This is a genomic window from Mucilaginibacter gynuensis, from assembly GCF_039541195.1.
In the GTDB taxonomy this organism is placed as follows: Bacteria; Bacteroidota; Bacteroidia; order Sphingobacteriales; family Sphingobacteriaceae; genus Mucilaginibacter; species Mucilaginibacter gynuensis.
In genome coordinates this window covers 226,745-240,687 of record NZ_BAABFT010000006.1, presented here as the reverse complement: position 1 = coordinate 240,687, position 13,943 = coordinate 226,745, and the positions used below count along the sequence as shown (strand labels likewise).

At 44.7% G+C, this 13,943-nt stretch carries 11 protein-coding genes; 1 reads left to right on the top strand and 10 read right to left on the bottom strand.

The annotated features are described in order from the left end of the window. Positions 1-49 precede the first annotated feature (49 nt). From ABD894_RS14010 to secA, 5 genes are all read right to left on the bottom strand, one after another. On the bottom strand, positions 50-610 hold the full coding sequence (locus tag ABD894_RS14010; protein WP_345211674.1) for an SRPBCC family protein: 561 nt from the start codon (positions 608-610) through the stop codon (positions 50-52). Then, positions 591-1,529 (bottom strand): hypothetical protein, encoded by a 939-nt coding sequence (locus tag ABD894_RS14005; protein WP_345211673.1) that lies wholly within the window; start codon positions 1,527-1,529, stop codon positions 591-593. The genes ABD894_RS14010 and ABD894_RS14005 overlap by 20 nt, the downstream gene beginning before the upstream one ends. Before the next feature lie 90 nt (positions 1,530-1,619). Continuing rightward, positions 1,620-2,804 (bottom strand): M20 metallopeptidase family protein, encoded by a 1,185-nt coding sequence (locus ABD894_RS14000; RefSeq protein ID WP_345211672.1) that lies wholly within the window; start codon positions 2,802-2,804, stop codon positions 1,620-1,622. Beyond that, the gene (locus tag ABD894_RS13995) at positions 2,797-3,243 is read right to left on the bottom strand and encodes an SPOR domain-containing protein (protein ID WP_345211671.1); all 447 of its coding nucleotides are present in this window, start codon (positions 3,241-3,243) and stop codon (positions 2,797-2,799) included. The genes ABD894_RS14000 and ABD894_RS13995 overlap by 8 nt, the downstream gene beginning before the upstream one ends. A gap of 197 nt (positions 3,244-3,440) precedes the next feature. Continuing rightward, positions 3,441-6,746, bottom strand: a complete 3,306-nt coding sequence (gene secA / locus ABD894_RS13990; protein WP_345211670.1) for a preprotein translocase subunit SecA — start codon at positions 6,744-6,746, stop codon at positions 3,441-3,443. A gap of 323 nt (positions 6,747-7,069) precedes the next feature. On the opposite strand from secA, the gene purD reads away from it, so the two are divergent. Next, complete coding sequence (purD, locus tag ABD894_RS13985; protein WP_345211669.1) at positions 7,070-8,344, top strand: phosphoribosylamine--glycine ligase; 1,275 nt, start codon at positions 7,070-7,072, stop codon at positions 8,342-8,344. Positions 8,345-8,462: 118 nt separating this feature from the next. On the opposite strand, the gene ABD894_RS13980 is transcribed toward purD, so the two are convergent. From ABD894_RS13980 to ABD894_RS13960, 5 genes are all read right to left on the bottom strand, one after another. Beyond that, positions 8,463-9,182, bottom strand: a complete 720-nt coding sequence (locus tag ABD894_RS13980) for a hypothetical protein (protein ID WP_345211668.1) — start codon at positions 9,180-9,182, stop codon at positions 8,463-8,465. A 292-nt stretch (positions 9,183-9,474) separates the two neighbouring features. After that, on the bottom strand, positions 9,475-10,554 hold the full coding sequence (locus ABD894_RS13975) for a glutaminyl-peptide cyclotransferase (protein ID WP_345211667.1): 1,080 nt from the start codon (positions 10,552-10,554) through the stop codon (positions 9,475-9,477). Positions 10,555-10,558: 4 nt separating this feature from the next. Then, positions 10,559-10,927, bottom strand: a complete 369-nt coding sequence (locus tag ABD894_RS13970) for a YraN family protein (RefSeq protein WP_345211666.1) — start codon at positions 10,925-10,927, stop codon at positions 10,559-10,561. Beyond that, positions 10,927-12,900 carry a DNA primase gene (gene dnaG, locus ABD894_RS13965; protein WP_345211665.1) on the bottom strand — a complete coding sequence of 658 codons (1,974 nt, stop codon included), beginning with the start codon at positions 12,898-12,900 and terminating at the stop codon, positions 10,927-10,929. The genes ABD894_RS13970 and dnaG overlap by 1 nt, the downstream gene beginning before the upstream one ends. A 52-nt stretch (positions 12,901-12,952) precedes the next feature. After that, complete coding sequence (locus tag ABD894_RS13960) at positions 12,953-13,819, bottom strand: DMT family transporter (protein WP_345211664.1); 867 nt, start codon at positions 13,817-13,819, stop codon at positions 12,953-12,955. Positions 13,820-13,943: the final 124 nt, after the last annotated feature.

The window sequence follows — 13,943 nt, the reverse complement described above, 5'->3', positions numbered from 1 at the left end:
GATATAAAGGCATTACTTCGTGCCTCGTAATTGACACCTTATAATACAATCATTCCCCAAGTATCTTCTTCCACTCATCACCTTCGGCAATTTGCCTGATCACATCATTGCGTTTAACCAGCAAATGCGTCATATAGCGGGCGAGGATGATACGACTGAAGGCATAGCCTGCAATACCATAGGGCACCTCGTAAGCAAAAATATCCATCATCAGCATTTGGTTAGGACCGAAGCTTTTGAAGATGTGTTCGTGCCGGAAGGCTTGAAAAGCGCCTTCTACCATCTCGTCGGTAAAGTGGTTAGGATAATCGAACTCGGTAATTTTGGAGGTAAGCTTTTGCGTAATACCGAAATGTTTGGCCTGCCAAGTAACACTTTCGCCCAATTCAATTAAGCCGCTTTTGCGCCCCGCTATGGCCTTTTCATTGGTGTGGCGGGTTGATATCAGGTGCAGATCAATACTCCGCGACAGGTCAAACACCCGCTCGGCAGGCGCGCTGATATGGGTAACAATATCTAAGGTAGTAACAGAGTTCCCCCCTAACCCCCTGAAGGGGGAGTTGGTTATATTCGGTTCCCCCTTCAGGGGGTTAGGGAGATTCTTTTTCATAGTCTTTATGCACAATCAAAAAGCTCGCCCGCTCTTCGGCATGGAACGGGATATCCCAGTTACCCTGGTAACTTATTTTGGTGGGCAGCAATTCGCCGTTGAAGCGGTTTAGTTCGATGTTCATTTGTACGTTAAAGCCCACAAACAGGTTATTGAACTTCATATCAATGTAACGCCCCAGTATTTGAAAAGTACGGGTATCAAATATGGTGGTCAGCTCGCGGATCATTACATCTCCATCTGCCGAACTCGGCTTTTGGATAATTTTGAACCGGTAAACCGGGATACTATCCAAATATGTACCACGCGCAAACTGGTATAGGTAAAACTGTTTCATATCGGGCGAGAAGATCTCGGTTTTACCGCTGATAAAGGGAATGCCCTTTACCTTTGTCCCCGGCCTGAAGATGAGTGTTTTTAGCTTGTCTTTATACGATTCATTTTTGCCACCCGGTCCCGGAACGCCATCGCCGGCAACAAAGTCGGAGTTATAGGCATTCATGAAAATGTAATCGAACATCTCTACCGTATATAGCTGGTACTTGCCGTTCTTTTTATAGAGGGCACCGCTATCCTGCTTGGCTATGTAATCTATCTTGTGGTTTTTGCCATTGTTGCTGTGGCGCAGCTTGCGATATATTTTGCCGTTAACTTTGTTCTTTTTATCGTAGGTGTAAATGCGATTTTCGGCAGTAAAGGCATAACGCTTCATGTTGCGAAAAGCCTTGTAGAAACTGGTATCGGCCAGCATGGCATCAATAAAATCCTGCGCGTTCAGCTTATGCGATTTAATATTGATCACCGAATCCAGCTGAATTGTTTTGATGGTATCCGGATTAAAACGGTCTATTTGCTGCGCGTTAACATTGCCAAAACCGGTTACCAGTAACAGTATAAGTAAAAGCTTTTTGATCATCATAAATAACTTATAGCTTTTTACGTGCAGCACGGTAATTATGAAACAGCACAGCAGATAAAAACAGTGCTGTGCCTTTGTGAATTACCCGCCTTAGTTACCTAATTGTTTAATAGCAAGGTAAGCCATTAAACCGGTACTGGCTTGCAGCGCGGTTTCGTCAATATCAAAAGTTGGGGTATGTACCGATGAGGTGATGCCACGCGCCTCGTTACGTGTACCCAGGCGGTAGAAACAGCTTTTAGCCACCTGCGAATAGTAAGCGAAATCTTCGGCAGCCATCCATATATCCAGGTCGAGTACATTTTCTTTACCTAAGTAGTCTTCGGCATGGCCGCGTGTGTTGGCGGTCAATACTTCCTCGTTTATCAGGAAAGGATAGCCACGCATGATGTTAAACTCGCAGCTGCCGCCCATGCTTTCGGCTATGCCTTCGGCCATCTTTTTCATACGTTTGTGGGCTTCTTCGCGCCATTTTTCGTCCATGGTACGGAAGGTACCTTCAAGGTAAACCTCGTTAGGGATAACGTTGGTAGCGCCATTGGCAATTACTTTACCGAATGACAATACCGACGGGCTTTTAGGATCGGCAAAGCGGCTTACCACTTGTTGCAGCGCCGTTAATATATGCGCGGTGATGATCACCGGGTCTACATTTTGTTGTGGTTGCGCGCCATGCCCGCCCTTACCTTTTACGGTAACGTACAGCTCATCGGTTGAGGCCATGTATTTACCCGCACGGAAACCAACCTTACCCGCATCAATCAACGGCATTACGTGCTGACCCAAAACGGCATCAGGCGTTGGGTTTTGCAATACACCTTCTTTAATCATGATGCTGGCACCACCCGGAAGTTTCTCTTCTGCCGGTTGAAATATCAGTTTTACGGTACCGCCAAACTGGCTTTTCAAATCGGTTAATATTTTAGCCGTGCCCAGCAATGACGAAGTATGCACATCATGTCCGCAAGCGTGCATTACACCCGGATTGGTTGATTTGTAAGACACATCGTTAGCCTCCAATATAGGCAATGCATCCATATCGGCACGCAGGGCTACTACTTTGTCTGACGGTTTATCGCCTTTTATGAGGGCTACCAAACCAGTATCGGCCATTTTATGGTATTCCAAACCCAACTCTTCTAACTTGCGGGCAACAAATACCGAGGTTTCAACCTCGTGGAATGAAAGTTCAGGATGCGCATGCAGGTGACGGCGATTGGCAACTACATCGTTATAAATATTCTTGGCTAATTCCTGTATTTGTTCCTTAATCATTGTTTGGATTTTGCAGTTTCGGGGGATTGATCTTACCGGCAATAACAAACATCCCGGTAAAATAAGGTTTTAATTCTTCCAGCATTTTTTGCGCTTCCAGCCGGGTACGAAAATCGCCGGCATGCACCTTAAAGTTAGGGTCGCGGTAGCTGATGTAGGTACGCATATCAGGATGCTGTTCCTGAAATTTAGTTTGCGCGTTAAAGGCATCTTTACGGTTACCGCCGCTGAAGATCTGTACGCGATAACCATAGTTTGATGATCGGCCGGAGCCATTGCTCAACGTGTTCCAACGGGCGGCAAGCGAATCTATCCGGGCGTCTTTTATTATCTCAACCTTACCACGGCTTTGCGCCGAGGCCGTTATGGTACATAAAACAAACAAAAAGCAGCATCCGGTTACTTTGCTTAGGGCTTTGTAAATGGGTGCTGCTTTCATTGTTTTTCTTTTTTATACTATGTCGTTGAACCTTTTGTCATCCTGAGCATAGCGAAAGATCTATTCGCAAATAGATGCTTCGTGCCTCAGCATGACAGCGATTGGCGGCTCAGCTTATGTAGAGATTGCTTCGTTCCTCGCAATGACGATCCGGTTAGTTAAATCCGAAATCGAACATCCGATATCCGAAATCGATCTTACGCCAAACCTACGCCGTGGCAGTTCTTGTATTTTTTACCACTACCGCATGGGCAAGGGTCGTTTCTGCCGATTTTAGGCTCAACTTTTACAGGTTGTGCCTTTTGCAGTTCGCGGGTATCGTCAATCGGCACACCATTGCTTTCGTTCACCACTTCGGCTTTTGATGTTTTGATGTTCTTCAGTTCGCTACGCGGCTCTGGTCTGGCTTCACGAATTTCTTCGGGTTGCTGCTGAACCGGTATACCACCTCTGAACAGGAAGCTCACGATCTCTTTATTAACAGTAGCCAGCATTGCGCTGAACAGTTTAAACGCTTCGAACTTGTAAACCAATAACGGGTCCTTTTGTTCGTAAACGGCATTTTGTACCGATTGTTTTAACTCGTCCATTTCGCGCAGGTGCTCTTTCCAGGCATCGTCAATCAGGTACAGGGTAACGTTCTTCTCGAAAGATTTGAACACTTCTAAACCATGATTTTCAACCGCCTTTTTAAGCGGTACTGCAACCTGTATACCGTGGATACCATCGGTAAACGGCACTACAATGTTTTCTACCTGTTGTCCGCGTGTTTCGTAAACATCTTTCAGTACCGGGAAAGCCTGCTCGGCAATAGCCTCCTGTTTGCGTTTGTAGAAATCGCTTATTTCGGCAAATACCTGGTCAACCAGGTTGTTTAATGATGTGCTGCCAAAAGTACCTTCATCCACACCCGGATCAACCGAGAAGATACGGATGATCTCCAGTTGGAAACCTTCGTAGTTGTTAGCTTCTTTATATTCGGTAACGATATCCTCAACCACATCAAAGAAGGTGTTGCTCAAATCAACATCCAAACGATCGCCAAACAGGGCGTTTTTACGTTTAGAGTAGATCACGCTACGTTGAGAGTTCATTACATCGTCATACTCCAGCAAGCGTTTACGTACACCAAAGTTGTTCTCTTCTACTTTCTTTTGCGCGCGCTCAATTGATTTAGAGATCATAGAGTGCTGAATTACTTCGCCCTCTTCAATACCCATACGTACCATCAGGTTTGAGATACGCTCTGAACCGAATAAACGCATCAGGTTATCCTCTAACGATACAAAGAACTGGGACGACCCCGGGTCACCCTGCCTACCGGCACGACCACGTAACTGCCTGTCTACACGGCGAGATTCGTGCCTTTCGGTACCTACAATGGCTAAACCACCGGCCTCCTTAACACCTTCGCCCAGTTTAATATCCGTACCACGACCAGCCATGTTGGTAGCAATGGTAACTGTACCCGCCTTACCTGCTTCGGCCACAATATCAGCTTCTTTCTGGTGTAGTTTAGCATTCAGTACGTTATGTTTTATACCGCGCAGCTTAAGCATGCGGCTCAATAATTCTGAAATTTCTACCGATGTAGTACCCACCAGTACCGGGCGACCGACCTGCGTTAGTTTCACTATCTCATCGGCAACGGCATTATATTTTTCGCGGATGGTACGGTATACCAAATCCTGCATATCGGCACGTTTGGTTGGCGTATTGGTTGGTATCTCTACCACATCCAGCTTATAGATCTGCCAAAGCTCACCTGCTTCTGTCACGGCAGTACCCGTCATACCGCAAAGCTTGTGGTACATTCTGAAGTAGTTTTGCAGCGTAATGGTAGCAAAGGTTTGCGTAGCATCTTCTACCTTAACATTCTCTTTAGCCTCAATAGCCTGGTGTAAACCATCAGAGTAGCGGCGGCCATCCAATACACGGCCGGTTTGCTCATCAACTATCTTTACCTTGCCTTCATCTAAAATGTACTCGGTATCTTTTTCAAACAGCGTATAAGCCTTTAATAACTGGTTAACCGAGTGGATACGTTCAGATTTGATAGAGAAATCGCGCATCAGCGAATCTTTCTTAGCTATCTTTTCTTCAGCAGGCAAATCTGATTTTTCAATTTCAGCTATCTCGCTGCCTACATCAGGCATTACAAAAAAGTGAGGGTCTTCTCCCGATGAAGTGATCAGTTCGATACCTTTTTCGGTAAGTTCAACCTGGTTATTCTTTTCATCGATAACGAAGAACAGCTCGGTATCCACCTTGTGCATTTCCTTGTTTTGGTCTTGCATGTAGTGGTTCTCGGTTTTTTGCAGTACGCCTTTGTTAGCGCCTTCGCTCAAAAACTTGATCAAAGCTTTGCTTTTCGGCAACCCCCTGTGTGCGCGTAATAAAGCTAAACCGCCATCTTCAATACCGGTTTTGCCATCGTTTATTGATTTTTTAGCCTCGTTAAGCGCGCCGGTTACATAGTTTTTTTGCGCGTTAACCAAACGCTCGATGCGTGGTTTCAACTCATAAAACTCATGCTCATCACCACGAGGTATAGGGCCTGATATAATTAAAGGTGTACGGGCATCATCCACCAAAACGGAGTCAACCTCATCCACCATGGCAAAATGCAGCTTGCGTTGTACCAGTTCTTCAGGGCTACGTGTCATATTGTCACGCAGGTAGTCAAAACCGAACTCGTTATTTGTGCCAAAAGTGATATCGGCAAGGTAAGCCTTGCGGCGTTCCTCTGAATTTGGCTCGTGCCTGTCAATACAATCAACCGATAAACCGTGGAATTCATACAGCGGGCCCATCCACTCCGAGTCACGACGTGCCAGGTAGTCATTCACGGTTACAATGTGAACACCTTGTCCTGCCAGCGCGTTTAGGTAAGCAGGCAGCGTTGCTACCAGTGTTTTACCCTCACCCGTTGCCATCTCGGCAATTTTACCCTGGTGCAATACAATACCACCCACCAACTGTACATCGTAATGTACCATGTTCCAGGTAACTTCGGTACCGGCGGCTAACCAGGTATTATGGTGAGTGGCTTTATCGCCTTTTATTAATACGTTATTTTTACGCGCGGCCAAATCACGGTCGAACTGGCTGGCGGTAACTTCAATAGTTTTATTCTCCGAAAAGCGTCGGGCGGTTTCCTTAACCACGGCAAAAGCCTCAGGCAGGATATTTAACAATATCACTTCCAGTTCTTTATCGCGGTCTTTACTCAGTTTATCTAACTGGGTGTACAGGTCAACCTTTTCGCTCACTTCAAGCGCCGGATCTTCGGTTTGCTCTTTGATAGCAGCAATTTGCTCATCAATGGCGGCAAGGCCTTCCTGAATGGTTTGTTTAAACTGCGCGGTTTTATTCCTAAGCTCATCGTTGCTTATATCGCCCAGTTTGGCAAACTCAGCCTTAACTTTATCAACTATAGGATTGATGCCTTTTACGTCGCGTTCTGATTTGCTTCCGAAAAGCTTACTGAAAAAATCTAACATAGTATTTCGAAGTATATATGGGTCATGTTCTCAACAATTGCGCCACAGCGCATTGCAAAGCCATTTTGACAGGCAAAGATAGTATTTTGTGGGGAAAGTAGTTGTAAGTTGTGGGTTGCAAGTTGCAGGTGTTTTGATTGGTTGTAAGTTTTGGGCTGTAAGTTGTAGGTATCTTCACTTTACCCTATATTTTTATCCAAGCTGGAGATATTCTTCATAAAACACACAACTTACAACATGCAACCTACAATAGCCAATCCACTCCTACTCACAACTTACAACCCGCAACTCACAACTCTATTGAAAATACTATCTTTGCGCGCATGAACATCCTGATACTTGGTTCGGGCGGAAGGGAAAGTGCCTTCGCCTGGAAACTGGCGCAAAGCCCCAAATGCGATAAGCTTTTTATAGCCCCCGGCAATGCCGGTACGGGCCAGTATGGCACCAACGTTAATATTAAGGTGACTGATTTTGCTGGCATTAAGGATTTTGTGCTGGGCAACGGCATCGATATGGTATTGGTTGGCCCCGAAGAGCCATTGGTAAAAGGTGTACATGATTACTTTTTGGCCGATGAGCAGCTGAAAAGTATCCCGGTGATCGGTCCGGAAAGTGAGGGCGCGCAGTTGGAGGGCAGTAAAGATTTCTCCAAACAGTTTATGGAGCGCCATAACATCCCGGCGGCGGCATCGCGCACTTTTACCCGCGAAACTTTACAGGAAGGTTTTGAATACCTGCCTACCATTGGCTTACCTATTGTATTAAAAGCCGACGGGTTAGCAGCCGGAAAAGGCGTATTGATATGCCTCACGCTTGAAGAGGCTAAAGCTGAACTGGCCGATATGCTGACCAACGCCAAATTTGGCGCGGCAAGCGAAAAGGTAGTTATCGAGCAATTTTTACAAGGCATTGAGCTATCAGTTTTTGTACTGACCGATGGCAGCAACTATAAAATATTACCAAGCGCTAAAGATTACAAGCGCATTGGCGAAGGCGATACCGGCCTTAACACCGGTGGTATGGGTTCGGTTTCACCGGTGCCGTTTGCCGATGCGGAATTTATCAGCAAGGTAGAGCAGCGTGTTATTATCCCTACCATTGAAGGTTTAAAAGCAGAGAACATCTCTTACAAAGGCTTCATTTTTATCGGGCTGATGAATTGCGGCGGCGACCCGTACATGATAGAATACAATTGCCGCATGGGCGACCCGGAAACCGAAAGCGTTTTACCACGCATTGAAAGCGACCTGGTTGATCTGCTGTTAGGCGTAGCCGAAGGCAATTTGAACGAAAAAGAACTGGTTATATCTAACAAGATAGCGACCACCGTAGTTTGCGTAGCAGGCGGATACCCGGGCGAATATTTAAAAGACAAAGCCATTACCGGCATTGAGAACGTACGCGATTCGCATGTGTTCCACGCCGGCACCACAGCAGTTGGCGACGAGGTACATGCCACCGGCGGCCGTGTATTGGCCATCACCTCGTTACAGGACAACCTGTTTGATGCCCTGCAACAAGCCACCGCAGATGCCAGCCGCATCTATTACGACGGCGTATATTTCAGAAAAGATATCGGATTTGATTTGCTGTAGTTTTTGAGGTTCGGGGATTGAGGTTCAGGGCTTCAGGTTCGGGTGAATATTTTAAACAAAAAGGGTTGGCAATTTGAGATTGCCAACCCTTTTTGTTCGTAGCAATTATTATACGGCGCTATAACTCATTACGTACTTTAATGCTTTTACTTCTTAATGCAGTTTTCAACTCAAGCCAGGTTTTGTGTTTTAATGATGCGGCATAAAACAACTTGGTCTTGAAATCATTAGTGATCAACCTCAATCGATTAGGCCGATTGGATGTAGTTTCAAAAACAACTTCGCGTATACTTGAAATGTGATAAAGTTTTTTGTATCCCGGAAGAAAGTGATTTTTCACCATAAAATAACTTTCTGAAACAGAAAAAAAATATGAAAATCCTATTGTGATCCCTAATAACAGAAAGATAAACAATATAATTAACGTCATATTAATATATGACAAGGATTGTGTAATAGGGATATAAAAAAGCATTATTGCTATTGCAAAACGCGAAACGATATCAAAACTAAAAAGGGGAAGTCCTTTAAATATAGTAAAATATTCAAGAGAAGGATTGCTTTTCAAATCAAAGCCTTCAATTTCACCACGAGGGTGGAAACTCGTCTTTTTTTTGATAAATAATTTCATTTCCGAAGAATTGCTATACAAATCATCTAAAATGTATTTTTTATCCCCGTTCTTAAAAGTCAATTCCATTGCCTCTTCTCTACCTAAAGGAATAGGATATTTTTTGCCGGTAAAAATCACCTTATCTAAGTCTTGCCAAAAGTACTGCTTATTAGAAAATGTAAGGCCTATTTCATCAACGATTATTGATGGGGTTGCCTTGTACATTACGAATACATAGAAAAGAGCAAGAGAAAAAAATACAACTCCTAACGTTGATTGTAGGATACTACCAATGTCAGGAGTTGTATTTTCCTTAAAAGAGTTAATAATAACGAATGACGATAAAAAGCAGCATATAACGACAACGCAAATTATTTTCAAATAAAAGTCAATAAAACTTCTTTTAGATCGTATCATTAAGGCTTAGGTAAAGTATTCGTATTTAAATAATTAATGAAGTGACGGCATAGCTTCCATCCGACGGGATTGTTTCGTTCTCCCGAATGACAAACTCTATCTACACTCCCTTCTTCACCAGCTTTATCTGGAACAGCTTATCCCACTTCTTGCCGGTCACGAAGAGCCTTTTGCCTTTGGCGTCCCAGGCTATGCCGTTGAGTACGTCGGCTTCGAGGTTACGTTTGTTTTGGGGGTAAAGTTCGGTCAGGTCGGCACGTTGCAGTACGGCACCGGTTTTGGGGTCAATCACCAGCAGATCATTGGTGGTGTATACATTGGCGTATAGTTTGCCGTCGATGTATTCCAGTTCGTTTACGTTATCAATCTGGTGCTCGTTATCATAAACGGCTATGCTGCCAATCTGGTGGTAATCGTTCTTATCTAACAATAAAATAACGTTGCCGCTATCGGTGTTATAAATCTTTTCGCCATCAAAACACAAGCCCCAGCCTTCTTTACCGGCTGTATAGCTGAAGGTTTTGAGCAGTTTAAAGGTTTTCAAATCGTACACATAACCAATCTTTTCGCGGTAGGTAAGCTGGATGATCTTATCGCCTATGATGGTGATGCCTTCGGCGAATACCTTCGGATCAACCAATACCTGCTGAACTACCTTACCGGTTGCCAGATCGGTTTTGCGCAGGCTCGATTGCCCGGTTACTTCTTCGTTAGGCGGAGGGGTTAAATAACCGCCATCGCTTTCATACAAAAAGCCATCGTGGTATTCCAATCCCTCGGTGTATGAGCTGGTATCGTGAGGGAATACTTTTTCTATCTTAAAAGTTAGTTCTTCGGGCGCTTTGGCGGCCATCAATACTATATTGGTAGAAGCCTCCAAACTGTTACCACCGGTAAACATACGCGCGGTAATTACCTTGGTACCCAGCGGAATGGTATCGGTTTTAAGTGTTACACCCAGTGTATCGGTACGGGTAGCTATCCGGGCAGAATCTAACAGGTATACTACCGAATCTATTTTGGCATCGGCAGGAAAGGTTACTTTGATATTTACGGGCGTGCCTGCATTATAACTGGTACCCGCATCCGGACTAATACTCAGATCGGTTGTTTTCTTAGTGTCTCTACAGCTGCATGCAAATAACACAGCCGCGGCTAACAGTATATTTAGTTTCTTCATAAGTTTATTGGGCAGATGGCCAAAAGGCATCTTCAATATGCTTTAACGTATAAGTTGTATTTTTATTAAACAAGATAGCAATTATATCAAACCGCACCTCACCCTTGTGGTTCATAATATAAATGTACTCGTCGGCGGCGGTGGCAAGCAATTGCTGCTTGCGCTCGTTCACAAAATCTTCGGGCTCGCCAAAACCAGTGCCCGTGCGTGCTTTTACTTCGGCAAATATAATTGTACCGTTTTTATATGCAATAATATCAACCTCGGCTTTGCCATAGCACCAGTTTTCGTCGAGTATTTCGTAACCGAGGCTTTCGAGGTGCGCTTTTGCCAGTGCTTCGCCACGGCGACCTAAATCGAGGTGAAGCGCCATTATTTAATAATAACTGAACCTAAATAATCGGAAATATGTTTTTCAACTTTTTTCATCCGCACATACTGGTTCAGTAAAATCTCCTGATCGTGCTCGTTTTGGGTAACCTGTAGCTCATTGCGCAGGTTCTCCAGTATTTTACCAACCTTGTGTTTTTTAAGGTGGAAGATAGCGCCCAGTATAGTCGCCTTCATGTTCGATTGCTCATCGTTAACACCTATACGGTGCATCTCGTACCAGTTCTCGCTCAAAATATACTTGGTAGCTAATGAAGTTACGGTAAGGTCAACTACCTCTTTATCCGGATGATGTATATAATGCTGATCTTCGGGCAGTACGCCGTTTTCTACCTGCGCACGGTAATCTTCAACAAATATTTTGCAGGCAGCATTATCAAAGGCCACATCACTCAACTCGGCAATCATGAACGGACCGATATAGGTATCGGCAATGCCATCCCAATTGATCATGCGGCTGCCATATAGTAACAACAGGCGAATAATTTCTTTTTCCTGGTTATAATCTTCCTTAACAGCCTTTTGTTCGGCCTGCTGCGGCTCGTCAAAAAACAGGTCGTCGGGCGGCGCATCCGGCGCAAAGCTGTTGCCGCCACCGTTATTGCGATAATTGCTTTGCTGGTTATTTTGCTGCTGACCATCTTTTTTAGCTTTGGCCAGCTTCATTTTATTCAATTCGGAAAGCAGCGCTCGCTCATCAATATGCATGATGTAGCTACACTCCTTTATAAATACGGATGCCTTGATAGAATCCGGGATCTTGGCGATACTTTCTACCACCTCACGGATCACTTCGGCCCTTTTTATCGGGTCGTTACCGGCATCTTTCAGCAGGATATCGGTTTTATACAGGATGAAATCCTTACGGTTTTCTGCTATATGAGTTTTAAAGGCATTGGTACCCACCTTACGCACGTACGAATCCGGGTCATCCCCGTTAGGGAACGACACCACCTTTACGTTGAGGCCTTCTTCCAATATCAGGTCGAGCCCGCGTAAGGATGCTTTTATACCGGCGGCGTCGCCATCGTACAAAATGGTGATATTTTTAGTTAAGCGACCAATAAGGCGAATCTGCTCCACCGTTAATGAGGTCCCCGATGAAGCCACCACGTTTTCAATCCCGGCCTGATGCACAGATAACACATCGGCATAACCTTCTACCAGGTAACAGTTATCCTCATCGCGAATGGCCTTTTTGGCAAAAAACAAACCATAAAGCACGTTAGATTTATGGTAGATCTCGGATTCGGGAGAGTTAACGTATTTAGGTACGCTTTTATCACTTTTAAGGGTACGGCCGCCAAAGGCGATCACCCTGCCGGTAAAGCTATGTATCGGGAACATTACCCGGCCGCGATACCTGTCATACAAAGTACCGTTATCGCGTTTAACCGAAAGACCGCTTTCTACTAAAAATTCCTGCTGGTAGCCCTCCTGTAAGGCACGCCCGGTGAAGGCTTCCCATTGATCGGGCGAGTAGCCCAGCTCAAACTTGCGCATGGTTTCAGCAGTAAAGCCGCGCTCCTTAAAGTAGCTTAGGCCGATGGCCTTGCCCTCATCGGTATCCCACATGCTTTCCTGGAAGAATTTGGTAGCATAGCCCGACACGATCATCAAACTCTCGCGACGGTTCAGTTCTTCGAGGTTCTCCTTGGTTTCTACCGTTTCTTCTACCTCGATGCCGTATTTTTTGGCCAGCCATTTAAGTGCTTCGGGATAGGTGAACTTTTCGAGCTCCATTAAAAAGGTAACCGCCGAACCGCCCTTGCCCGATGAAAAGCATTTAAAAATGCCCTTGGCCGGTGATACCGTGAACGATGGCGTACGCTCATTACTGAACGGCGACAGGCCTACATAGTTGGCGCCGCGCTTTTTTAATTGCACAAAATCCCCTATCACCTCCGCAATATCAGTGGCTTCCATTATCTTGTCTACGGTGGATTTTGTGATCATAAGCGCTTACAAAGGTAGGGCAATTCATCCATTGCCATTAACATTGCATAAGTCAATTTACAATTTTATTTGATGATGAGGGCTTTAAAAATGTAATTGCTATACCGCCAAGCACAATAACGCTGCCTATTATTTCGGTAAGGCCAAGCTTTTCGTGCAGCAGCCAAACCGCCAGCAAGCCGGTAAAAACCGTTTGGCTAAGCAGCGTGATAGATACGTTGGTTGATGGTAAATGTTTAATAGCGTAATTGATGGTTAACCATCCCAATAACTGGCAAACCACCCCTGTGGCAATAAAATAAAACCAGGTAGCCGCCGAAAAAGTGACGAGGTTATTCCCCTGAAAAAGATTAAAAATAAACAGCACAACTATAGAGCTTAGCATGCTGTAAAACATAAACGTAATTGTATTAACCCTTTGCAGCACGCTTTTGGTGAGCAATATATAACAGGCGTAAAAGAAACTGGCCAGTACTGCCAGCAGTACGCCGATATTAACCTGCAGGTGCATAATATTTTGATAACCTACTAATACTATCATACCCACTATGGCCACAGCCGTACCCAGCCAAAACAACCAGCCCGATCTTTTCTTTAAAATAATGAGGCTCAATAAGCCTACCCAAACCGGGGCCAGGTTGGCCAGCAGGGTTGATACCGTAGCGCTTATTTTGAGTATAGAGATATTCCACACTGATATATCGGCCGCGAAAATGATACCGCTTAATATGGCTACGCCGATGTCTTTCCGGTCTATTTTTAACAGGCCTTTGTACAGGCAATAAGGCATTAAAAGCAGCCAGGCAAAAAACATGCGGTGAAAAGCGGAGGTAAGCGCCGGGGCATGGGCAAGCCTTACAAATATGGGGGAGAATGCGATGAACAATATCCCTAAAAATAAGCTTAGCCTTGGGTTCATTATTTAAAATATTAAAACGGACAACAAACTTATACAATCTGCCGGTATTAACAGGTATAGCTTATGTAAATTAGCGTTGTTAAATAATTGCAATTGGCTGTAGCGTTGGCGCATTGCTATGCGT

Coding starts and splice junctions, on each gene's coding strand:
- ABD894_RS13970 (WP_345211666.1), bottom strand. CDS start 10,927: ATGGCGCTTCACCTCGATTTAGGTCGCCGTGGCGAAGCACTGGCAAAA.
- ABD894_RS14000 (WP_345211672.1), bottom strand. CDS start 2,804: ATGATTAAGGAACAAATACAGGAATTAGCCAAGAATATTTATAACGAT.
- secA (WP_345211670.1), bottom strand. CDS start 6,746: ATGTTAGATTTTTTCAGTAAGCTTTTCGGAAGCAAATCAGAACGCGAC.
- dnaG (WP_345211665.1), bottom strand. CDS start 12,900: ATGATCACAAAATCCACCGTAGACAAGATAATGGAAGCCACTGATATT.
- ABD894_RS13995 (WP_345211671.1), bottom strand. CDS start 3,243: ATGAAAGCAGCACCCATTTACAAAGCCCTAAGCAAAGTAACCGGATGC.
- ABD894_RS14005 (WP_345211673.1), bottom strand. CDS start 1,529: ATGATGATCAAAAAGCTTTTACTTATACTGTTACTGGTAACCGGTTTT.
- ABD894_RS13960 (WP_345211664.1), bottom strand. CDS start 13,819: ATGAACCCAAGGCTAAGCTTATTTTTAGGGATATTGTTCATCGCATTC.
- purD (WP_345211669.1), top strand. CDS start 7,070: ATGAACATCCTGATACTTGGTTCGGGCGGAAGGGAAAGTGCCTTCGCC.
- ABD894_RS13975 (WP_345211667.1), bottom strand. CDS start 10,554: ATGAAGAAACTAAATATACTGTTAGCCGCGGCTGTGTTATTTGCATGC.
- ABD894_RS13980 (WP_345211668.1), bottom strand. CDS start 9,182: ATGTACAAGGCAACCCCATCAATAATCGTTGATGAAATAGGCCTTACA.
- ABD894_RS14010 (WP_345211674.1), bottom strand. CDS start 610: ATGAAAAAGAATCTCCCTAACCCCCTGAAGGGGGAACCGAATATAACC.